The sequence below is a fragment of the Microbacterium xerophyticum genome (assembly GCF_053543555.1).
The window spans coordinates 189,913-199,420 of record NZ_JBLVOB010000005.1 but is presented as its reverse complement, the minus strand read 5'-3'; the positions used below and the strand labels follow the sequence as shown (position 1 = coordinate 199,420).

The window sequence follows — 9,508 nt, the reverse complement described above, 5'->3', positions numbered from 1 at the left end:
CGGGATTCGCACTGACATCCGTGATCCGGGCCGACAAGTGTGACGACGGCGGCGTGTGCGTCGGGGCAGGCTCGTTCATGACCGCGGCTTCGCTGCCAGCATCCGCTCCAGCGCGACGCGCGCCGGAGCCGCCACGTCGCCGGCGACCTGGATGCGGTTGGGCGTGCGTCCGGCGACGAGTTCCTCGAGCACCCAGGCGAGGTAGCCGGGGTGGATGCGGTACATCGTCGAACAGGGGCAGACGACGGGATCCAGGCAGAAGATCTCGTGCTGCGGGTACTGGGCGGCGAGCCGCCTGACCAGGTTGATCTCGGTGCCGATCGCGAACGTCGTCGGCTCCGTGGCGCCGTCGATCGCGCGACGGATGTAGTCGGTGGAACCGGCCTCATCGGCCGCGTCGACGACCTCCATCGGGCACTCCGGGTGCACGATCACGCGCACGCCTGGGTGCTCTGCGCGCGCCTGCTCGATCTGCCCGACGGTGAACCGGCGGTGCACGGAGCAGAACCCGTGCCACAGGATGACCCGCGAGTCGACGAGCTGCTCCGCCGACGAGCCGCCGAGCGCTCGCCGCGGATTCCACATCGGCATCCGCTCGAGCGGCACGCCCATGGCCTTGGCGGTGTTGCGACCGAGGTGCTGATCGGGGAAGAACAGCACGCGGTGTCCGCGCTCGAACGCCCATTCCAGCACGGTCTCGGCGTTCGACGACGTGCAGACGATCCCGCCGTGGCGTCCGACGAAGCCCTTGATCGCGGCGGAGGAGTTCATGTACGTCACCGGGATCACCGGAACGCGCCCGGTCTCGTCGGCGACGTCGAGCGGCCCGAGCACATCGGCGAGCTGCTCCCAGCAGTCCTCGACCTGGTCGATATCGGCCATATCGGCCATCGAGCACCCGGCGGCGAGGTTCGGGAGGATCACCGACTGCTCCGGCCGGGAGAGCAGATCTGCCGTCTCGGCCATGAAGTGCACGCCGCAGAACACGATCGCCTCGGCATCCGGGCGCTCGAGCGCCGCGTTCGCGAGCTGGAACGAGTCGCCGACGTAGTCGGCGTGCTGCACCACCTCTTCGCGCTGGTAGAAATGACCGAGTACGACGACACGGTCACCGAGCGTCTCTTTCGCGGCGCGGATGCGCGCGTCGAGATCCTGCTCGCTCGCCTCGCGGTACGCGGTCGGCAGCTCGCCCTGACGCGGGGAGCCGGTCGGGATCACATCGCCCATGGACGATCCAGGACCGTAGCCGGGACGGCTGTCGAACGTCCACGGCCCCTCGGCGAGGTCGGTGCTGCACGTGGCATCGGTCGAGGCGCCGCCGACGATCGCCTGGATGGCGTGGTCGACGGAGGGATCGGCGAGCTCGGGGAACGGCAGGAGGGTCATCGGGTCCTCTTCTCCTTGACATCTTTCTCGGGTGCGAGCGGGCCGCGGTCGGCCAGCTCGACGGCGTCGTCGTATCGGTACAGGCGGGCGGGCCGGTGGTTGCCCGTGCGGAACTCGTCTGTCGGCAGCAGTGCGGCTGAGGTCTCGACCTGGCGACGGAAGTTCGCCGGATCCAGGCGTCTGCCGAGGATCGCCTCATAGGCCTCCCGCAGATCGGCGAGTGTGAACGTCGGGGGCAGGAAACCGTGCGCCACACGGCTGTAGCCGACCTTGTTCCGCAGCCGCCACAGCGCGTAGTCGATGATCTGGCTGTGGTCGAAGGCCAGCGGAGGGAGGCCGGCGGCGCCGAACCACTGCACGTTCTCGGGCGCCAGGCCCGACGCCACATGCGCGGCACTCTGTGCATCGACCTCGTCGGAGCGGAGGAGCGCCCAGTACACGATCGACACGACGCGCCCGGGAGAACGGTCAACGGCCCCGAACGCGTACAGCTGCTCGAGATAGCTGGGGGACAGGCCGGTGGTCTCGTGCAGGGTGCGGGCCGCGGCATCCTCCAGGCTCTCGTCGGGCTCGAGCCAGCCGCCTGGCAGCGCCCAATCGCCCTGATGGGGGTCTCGCGTGCGCAGCACCAGGGGCAGAGCCAGCGAGGGCTGATCGACGGCGGGTGCACGCCGCAGCGTCAGGATCACCGTCGACACCGCGACGCGGATCTCGTTCCCGCTGGTTTTGGTCACCATGACTTTAACCTCCGTGAACGATCTTAGTGTCGTGCTGACCTGAAGGGCAACCGCGTGCCGTCATATGACGCGTGCCCAAACGTTACGCGGCCGTGATCGAGGCTCTTGTCTGTTCCGTAGGGGTTTGTTAGGTTACTGTCCTAACAAACCCCTACGGGTGCTCGACGACGAGCGACATCCCTCAAGCAACGCAGCATCGAGAGGAACACCACACATGATCCGCAATGGCAGACGCCGTGCAGCAGTCACGGCGATCGCGGGGGCATCCGTCCTCGCATTGGGCCTCACCGCCTGTTCCGGCGGCGGGGGAGAAGAAGGCGACGGCGCAGCGAGTTCGCTGCGGGTGTGGGCGGGAAGCCAGACACCCATCACGGCGAACTTCAACCCGTTCGCCCCGACCGTCCTCCACGGCGCGCTCGGCCCGATCCTCGAGCCGCTGTTCTTCTTCAACAAGCTGGCGGACGAGCCGGCAGACGGCATGATCGGGGAGTCGTACGAGTTCAATGAGGACGGCACGGTCATCACGGTGAAGATCAAACCCGACCTCACCTGGAGCGACGGCGAACCCCTGACCGCAGAGGACGTCGCCTTCACCTTCAGCTACGAGGGCAACAACCCCGAGGGGCAGGGGCTCGTCTCCGCCGAGGCGACGGACGACACGACGGTGGTGCTGACCTACGGCAGCCCGCAGTTCACCACGGAGTGGCAGCGCATGGGCGGCACCTGGATCCTGCCGGCGCACGTCTGGAGCGAGGTCGACGACTTCGCCAACTTCACGAACGAGGAGCCCGTCGGCTCAGGGGCGTACGTGGTCGACAGCGTCACGAGCGAGTCCTACACCCTCGTCGCGAACGAGAACTTCCGCGACGCGGCCGATCTCGGCGTCAAGACCGTGCAATACATCGCGATCGACGCCAATCAGTCGGCGCAGGACCTGCTCGCCGCAGGAGAGCTCGACTGGGCAGGCATGTTCATCCCCAATCCCGACTCCGTCACTGCGAACGGTCAGGTCGACTGGGTCAACACCCCGCAGGACCCGACGGTGCTCTACACCTGCTCGAACGCCGAGCTCGGTTGCACCGGGGAGCAGACCGACGTCGCAGTGCGGCAGGCGCTGAACCTGGCGATCGACCGCGAGACGATCAAGGAGAAGGCGTTCGTCGGCCTCACCGGCGACATCTCCCCGACGTACGCCCTGCTGCCGCGCGACGAGAAGTGGGTCGCCGATTCCGCCAACGAGGTCAGCCCGCAGACGGCGGATGCCGCGGCGGCCGGTGCGATCCTCGAAGCGGCCGGCTACACCAAGGACGCCGACGGCTTCTACGGCAAGGACGGCGCGCCCATCGAGCTCGACCTCACCTCGGTCGACGGCTGGACCGACTACAACGACGCCGCGAAGCTCATCGCCGAGCAGGCCGCAGCGGCAGGCATCAAGATCAACGCGTCGACGGTGCAGTGGCAGGAGTTCTCCGACTCTCGTCAGACCGGTCAGTACGAGCTGATCATGGGCGGCATGATCGGCACGTCCGTGGCCGATCCGTTCCAGATCTACCGCGACTGGGTGGGCGGCACGGCCACGCAGTCGACGAACCCCGTGGGTGAGGAGGTTCCTGCCGGACGCTGGAACTTCAGCCGCTACGACAACCCGACCGTCGACGCCGCGATCGCCGCGGCAGAAGCGACGGACGACGAAGCGGCGAAGATGGCCGCCTACACGACGATCCAGACCGAGATCGTACGCGACCTGCCTTACATCCCCCTGGTCATCAACGCCACGCAGACCTTCTACAACACGAAGGACTTCACGGGCTGGCCGACCGAGGAGGACCTGTACGCCTTCCCGCCCTCCTGGGGCTCGGTGGCGTCCGGGTACATCCTGCAGCAGCTGAAGCCGGTCGGCTGATCGCCGACTGACGGCAGCGGAGGAGCAGGAGATTGAGGATCTGACATGAAGTTCTACGCCCGCAGGATCGGGTTCTACATCATCACGCTGTGGACGACGATCTCCCTCAATTTCCTGCTCCCCAGACTCATGCCGGGTGACCCGGCCGACATCATGATCGCCAAGCTCCAGCGCAACGGGGGCGAGATCTCGGAGACGACGATCCGCAACATCAAGCTGCTGCTGGGCTCCGATGAATCCTCGATGTGGGAGCAGTACCTCGGATACTGGGGTCGGATGCTGCAAGGAGACCTGGGCATCTCGGTCACCAAGTATCCGACCCCCGTGTCCGAGCTGATCGGGCAGGCGCTGCCCTGGACGATCATCCTCGTCGGCGTCGCGACGGTCATCTCGTTCATCCTCGGCATCGCCCTGGGCGCTTGGGCGGGATGGAAGCGCGGCACCTGGGTCGATCACCTCATCCCGGCCACGACGATCCTGCAGTCCATCCCGTACTTCTGGCTGGCCCTCGTGCTCGTCGCGGTGTTCGCGGTGGGGCTCGGAGCGTTCCCGATCATCGGCGGGTACAGCGTGTTCGACTTCCCTCGCGGCCCTGAGTGGACGTGGGCGTTCTTCACGGATGCCGTCGCCCATGCCTTCCTCCCCGCGCTCACCATCGTGCTGAGCTCCGTCGGCGGCTGGCTGTTCGGGATGCGCAACATGATGGTGTCGACGATGGCCGAGGACTACGTCACCACGGCGGAGGCGAAGGGACTGCGGCCGCGTCGCATCCTCACCATGTACGCCGCGCGCAACGCGGCGATCCCCTCCATCGCCGGGTTCGCGATCACCCTCGGCTTCGTGGTCGCCGGCTCCATCGTGATGGAGCAGGTGTTCACGTATCCGGGGATCGGCAAGCTCATGTTCCAAGCAGTGCAGAACAGCGACTACGCCCTCATGCAGGGCGTGTTCCTGGTCATCACGATCACCGTCCTCGCGGCGAACTTCGTGATGGACCTCGTCTACGGCTACATCGACCCGAGGGCGCGTCACAATGTCTGAGACCACGGCCACCGCCACTGCACCGCACACGGCGCCGACGGCCCTGCCGCCCGACACCGTCGCGCTCGTCACCCAGAGACGGGCCAGGGGCGGGTTCCGCGCGATGCTGCCGCGGCCGTCGGCCAAGCTCGTCATCGGGCTCATGCTGGTGAGCGCGATCGTGCTGTTCGGCATACTCGGGCCGCTCATGACGCAGAATCCGCGCGACTCGCAGAACGCCGCGTTGGAACCGCCCAGTGCCGAACACCTGCTGGGCACGAGCAAACTCGGCTACGACGTTCTCGCCCAGCTCGCGCACGGGACTCAGGGCTCGCTCCTCGTGGGAATCGTCGCCGGCGGCATCGCCGTCGTGCTGTCGCTCTTCTTCGGCATCCTCGCCGGTTACCTCGGAGGGTGGCGAGACGAAGTCCTCTCCCTCGTGACCAACATCATGCTCGTGATTCCCGGCCTCCCTCTCGCGATGGTGATCGCGACGTACTTCAGCAGCCGCAGCTGGCTGCTGGTCGCCATCGTGCTCGGCATCACATGCTGGGCCGGTTCCGCCGTCGTGCTGCGCACCCAGGCGCGATCGCTGCGCAGCCGCGACTACGTGTACGCCGCGAAGGTCGCGGGGGAGAAGTCGTTCCGCGTGATCCTCGTCGAGATCATGCCCAACCTGCTTCCCCTGCTGGCCGCGCAGTTCCTGTTCGCCATCATCTTCGCGATCCTCGGCGAGGCAGGCCTGTCGTACCTCGGACTCGGTGCGACCGACTCGATCACCTGGGGCACCATCCTCAACGACGCGCAGTCCGGTCAGGCTCTCGGCACCGGCGCCTGGTGGTGGTTCGTGCCGCCCGGCGTGCTGATCGCGCTTCTGGGCTGCGGCCTGTCGTTGATCAACTTCTCGATCGACGAGATCATCAACCCGAAGCTGCGGGTCGCACCGGAAGCCGCCCGCCGTGTGCGCAGGGCCGCCAAATCGAAGGGAGTCCTCGCGTGATCGCATCAGACGCCGTGCGCACATCCGAGGCGGTGCTGACCGCCAGCGACGTGTCCATCGAGTACGAGGTGGATCCGCCGGTCAAGGCTGTGCGCAACGTGTCGCTCACTCTGCACCGCGGAGAGATCCTCGGACTCGCGGGCGAGTCCGGCTGCGGCAAGACGACCCTCGCCTACGGCCTCAACCGGCTGCTCAAGGCGCCGGCGCTCATGACTTCGGGTGAGATCACGTTCCACGATCGTGGCGGCGACGACATCGACATCGTCGGGCTGCGCAGCGAGCAGCTGCGCGCGTTCCGATGGGACAAGATCTCGATGGTGTTCCAGGGGGCCATGAACTCGCTGAACCCCGTGATCAGCGTGAAGGCGCAGATCTTCGATGTGTTCGACACGCATCGCCCGGGTATGAGCCGACGTGACAAGACCGCGCGTGCAGAGGAGCTGCTGGGCCTCGTGGGCGTCGACCCCGCGCGCCTGTCGAGCTTCCCGCACGAGCTGTCGGGCGGCATGCGTCAGCGGGTGATGATCGCGATGGCCCTCGCCCTGGATCCCCAGGTCATGATCATGGACGAGCCCACCACTGCTCTGGATGTGGTCGTGCAGCGCGGCATCATCCGCGAGATCATGCGCTTGCGCGAGCGGCTGGGCTTCGCCGTCATCTTCATCACGCACGACCTGCCGATGCTGATCGAGATCAGCGACCGCATCGCGGTGATGCTGCAGGGCGAGATCGTCGAGCAGGGGACCGCGGAGGAGATCTATCGCACGCCTCAGCACGAGTACACGAAGAAGCTGCTCTCGAGCTTCCCCAGTCTGCGCGGCGAACGCGGCGGTTTCGTCCGCAGCGGAGCGGAGGTCGCCCGATGAGCGTGCGCACACTCGAGGCGCGGAACCTCGTCAAGGACTTCCGGCTGCGTTCGGGGCTCAAGACCACGATCCTGCACGCGGTGAAGGACGTCTCGTTCACCCTCGAGCCGGGTAAGACGGTCGCGCTGGTGGGCGAGTCAGGCAGCGGGAAGTCGACGATCGCCCGGATGCTGATGAAGCTGGAGACCCCGACGTCGGGTGAGATCCTCATCGACGGTGCACGCAGCGGCGACGGCGGCAGAGCGCTGGAGCGGTATCGGTCGGATGTGCAGATGGTGTTCCAGGATCCGTTCGCCTCACTCAATCCGTTCCACACGATCATCCATCACCTCGAACGGCCTCTGCGGATCCATCACCGCGGCCTCTCCGCGGCGCAGGTGCGGGAGAAGGCGCTCGATCTGCTGGAGCGGGTGCGTCTGTCCCCGGCCGAGAGCTTCGCCGAGCGCCGACCGCACGAGCTGTCGGGCGGGCAGCGTCAACGCGTCGCGATCGCACGAGCCCTCGCTCCGGGGGCGCGGTTCATCGTGGCGGACGAGCCGGTGTCGATGCTCGACGTCTCCATCAGGCTCGGCGTGCTGAACCTGCTCGCGGAGCTGCAGAGGGAGGAGCAGCTCGGCGTGCTCTACATCACCCACGACCTGGCGACCGCACGCCACTTCAGCGACGAGATCCTCGTGATGTACCGAGGGGACATCGTCGAACGAGGGGCGGCGGATGACGTCATCCTCAACCCTCAGCACGACTACACGAGGACGTTGCTGGCCGCGGCGCCGGAACCGGAGAACTTCGGAAGACTGCGAGACGAGGTGCGGGCCGAGCTCGCAGGCTAAGCTGTCCCCATAACTGAAGACAGGCCTCACGACCAGTGCGGGAGAGCCCCGGTGCATGCGACCGGGCACCGAAGGAGCAAGCCTCCCCGCCAATCTCTCAGGTACCGCGTACCGCGCAGGTCAGGCCACTCTGAAAAGCGATGCTCCGGCATCCGCCGACGGTGAAAGCCCTCCGCCATGCGCGAGGGCGAAACTCTCAGGCCCATGACAGAGGGGGAGTTCTCGGATACCGTGCATTCCGTACGGCATCCTTCCGATCATCACGGGAGAGCTCCATGACCCAGGCCCGCTTCACACCGCTGCGCGAGCGGCACGAGTCGCTCGGTGCATCCTTCACCGACTTCGGCGGCTGGCAGATGCCGGTGCGCTACACCTCGGATCTCGCCGAGCACCACGCGGTGCGCGATGCCGCCGGCCTCTTCGACATCTCGCATATGGCTGAGTTCACGATCGAGGGCGGGGACGCGCCGGCGTACCTGGACTTCGCGCTGGCCGGGCGGCTGTCGACCATGACGGTCGGGAAGGCCAAGTATTCACTGCTGCTCGCCGAGGACGGCGGCATCATCGACGACGTCATCGTCTACCGCCTCTCCGACGACCGGTACCTGATCATCTCGAATGCAGGCAACCGGGATGCCGTCGGCACGGCTCTGCGCGAGCGTGCGAGCGGCTTCGGCACCGAGGTGGAGGACGTCTCCGACGCCTACGCCCTGGTGGCCGTCCAGGGCCCCGCATCCGCGGCGATCGCGGCGTCGACCGAGGGCATCGCCGATGTCGCCGTTGCGTGGTCCGAGCAGAAGTACTACGCATGGGCGGACGCCTCCTTCCTCGGTGAACCGCTGCTGATCGCACGCACCGGCTACACCGGCGAGGACGGCTTCGAACTGCTCGTCCGCAGCGAGGACGCGGTCGCCCTGTGGGACGCGCTCCTCGTCGCCGGCGCGTCGCACGGCATCGTCCCCGCGGGTCTCGCGGCACGCGACACGCTCCGCCTCGAGGCGGGGATGCCGCTGTACGGCCACGAGCTCTCACTCTCGACGAAACCGGCTCAGGCGGGCCTCGGGCGGGTCGTCGCCGCTGACAAGGAGACCTTCGTCGGCAAGAACTCCGTGGCCCCCGCTGAGGGGTCACGGGTGCTCGTGGGGCTCACCGCCGACGGCAAGCGCGCGGGACGCGCGGGCTATGCCGTCGTGGACGAGGACGGCACCGCGCTCGGCGAGATCACCAGCGGTGCGCTCAGCCCGACACTCGGCCATCCGATCGCGATGGCCTACATCGATGCCGCTTCGGCCGAAGCGGGCACATCCGTATTCCTTGACGTGCGGGGCACGAAGATCCCCGCGACCGTGACCGCACTGCCTTTCTACCGGAGGACGAAATGACCGATCTGAACGCACTCGCCTACACCGAAGAGCACGAGTGGCTCGCCATCGCCGATGGTGTCGCCACGATCGGCGTGACGGACTTCGCCGCCGAGAAGCTCGGTGACGTCGTCTTCCTCGAACTCCCCGCCGTCGGCACCGAGATCGCGGCCGGCGCCGTGGTAGGCGAGATCGAGTCGACCAAGTCGGTGGGCGAGCTCTACGCCCCCGTCTCCGGCACCGTGGTCGAGATCAACGAGGCCGCGGTCGATGACCCGTCGCTCGTCAACGCCGAGCCCTTCGAGGGCGGCTGGCTGATCAAGGTCTCCGTCGCAGAAGATGCGGCAGACGGACTGCTCGACCGCGACGCGTACGTCGCGCTGACCGAGGGCTGATCTCGCAGTG

9 protein-coding genes and 2 riboswitches are annotated in these 9,508 nt (G+C 67.1%); of the genes, 7 read left to right on the top strand and 2 right to left on the bottom strand.

What is annotated here, in order from left to right; all coding sequences use genetic code 11:
* Positions 1-75: 75 nt before the first annotated feature.
* Together nadA and ACNPNP_RS05440 are read right to left on the bottom strand one after the other, a co-directional pair.
* A complete protein-coding gene (gene nadA / locus ACNPNP_RS05445; RefSeq protein ID WP_448965043.1) occupies positions 76-1,386 on the bottom strand; it encodes a quinolinate synthase NadA in 1,311 nt (436 codons plus the stop codon).
* Complete coding sequence (locus tag ACNPNP_RS05440) at positions 1,383-2,123, bottom strand: NUDIX hydrolase (protein WP_448965042.1); 741 nt, start codon at positions 2,121-2,123, stop codon at positions 1,383-1,385. Before ACNPNP_RS05440 ends, nadA begins: the two co-directional genes overlap by 4 nt.
* 214 nt (positions 2,124-2,337) lie before the next feature.
* On the opposite strand from ACNPNP_RS05440, the gene ACNPNP_RS05435 reads away from it, so the two are divergent.
* The 7 genes from ACNPNP_RS05435 (at position 2,338) to gcvH (ending at position 9,498) form a co-directional block, all read left to right on the top strand.
* On the top strand, positions 2,338-4,026 hold the full coding sequence (locus ACNPNP_RS05435) for an ABC transporter substrate-binding protein (protein ID WP_448965041.1): 1,689 nt from the start codon (positions 2,338-2,340) through the stop codon (positions 4,024-4,026).
* A gap of 45 nt (positions 4,027-4,071) precedes the next feature.
* Positions 4,072-5,067, top strand: a complete 996-nt coding sequence (locus tag ACNPNP_RS05430; RefSeq protein WP_448965040.1) for an ABC transporter permease — start codon at positions 4,072-4,074, stop codon at positions 5,065-5,067.
* Complete coding sequence (locus ACNPNP_RS05425; protein WP_448965039.1) at positions 5,060-6,046, top strand: ABC transporter permease; 987 nt, start codon at positions 5,060-5,062, stop codon at positions 6,044-6,046. The genes ACNPNP_RS05430 and ACNPNP_RS05425 overlap by 8 nt, the downstream gene beginning before the upstream one ends.
* Positions 6,043-6,912 carry an ABC transporter ATP-binding protein gene (locus tag ACNPNP_RS05420; RefSeq protein ID WP_448965038.1) on the top strand — a complete coding sequence of 290 codons (870 nt, stop codon included), beginning with the start codon at positions 6,043-6,045 and terminating at the stop codon, positions 6,910-6,912. Before ACNPNP_RS05425 ends, ACNPNP_RS05420 begins: the two co-directional genes overlap by 4 nt.
* 2 nt (positions 6,913-6,914) lie before the next feature.
* On the top strand, positions 6,915-7,742 hold the full coding sequence (locus ACNPNP_RS05415) for an ABC transporter ATP-binding protein (protein WP_448965248.1): 828 nt from the start codon (positions 6,915-6,917) through the stop codon (positions 7,740-7,742).
* Between the two features lie 28 nt (positions 7,743-7,770).
* Positions 7,771-7,866, top strand: a riboswitch (glycine riboswitch).
* Positions 7,867-7,963, top strand: a riboswitch (glycine riboswitch).
* Positions 7,964-8,017: 54 nt separating this feature from the next.
* Positions 8,018-9,124, top strand: a complete 1,107-nt coding sequence (gene gcvT / locus ACNPNP_RS05410) for a glycine cleavage system aminomethyltransferase GcvT (RefSeq protein ID WP_448965037.1) — start codon at positions 8,018-8,020, stop codon at positions 9,122-9,124.
* On the top strand, positions 9,121-9,498 hold the full coding sequence (gene gcvH / locus ACNPNP_RS05405) for a glycine cleavage system protein GcvH (RefSeq protein ID WP_448965036.1): 378 nt from the start codon (positions 9,121-9,123) through the stop codon (positions 9,496-9,498). The genes gcvT and gcvH overlap by 4 nt, the downstream gene beginning before the upstream one ends.
* Positions 9,499-9,508: the final 10 nt, after the last annotated feature.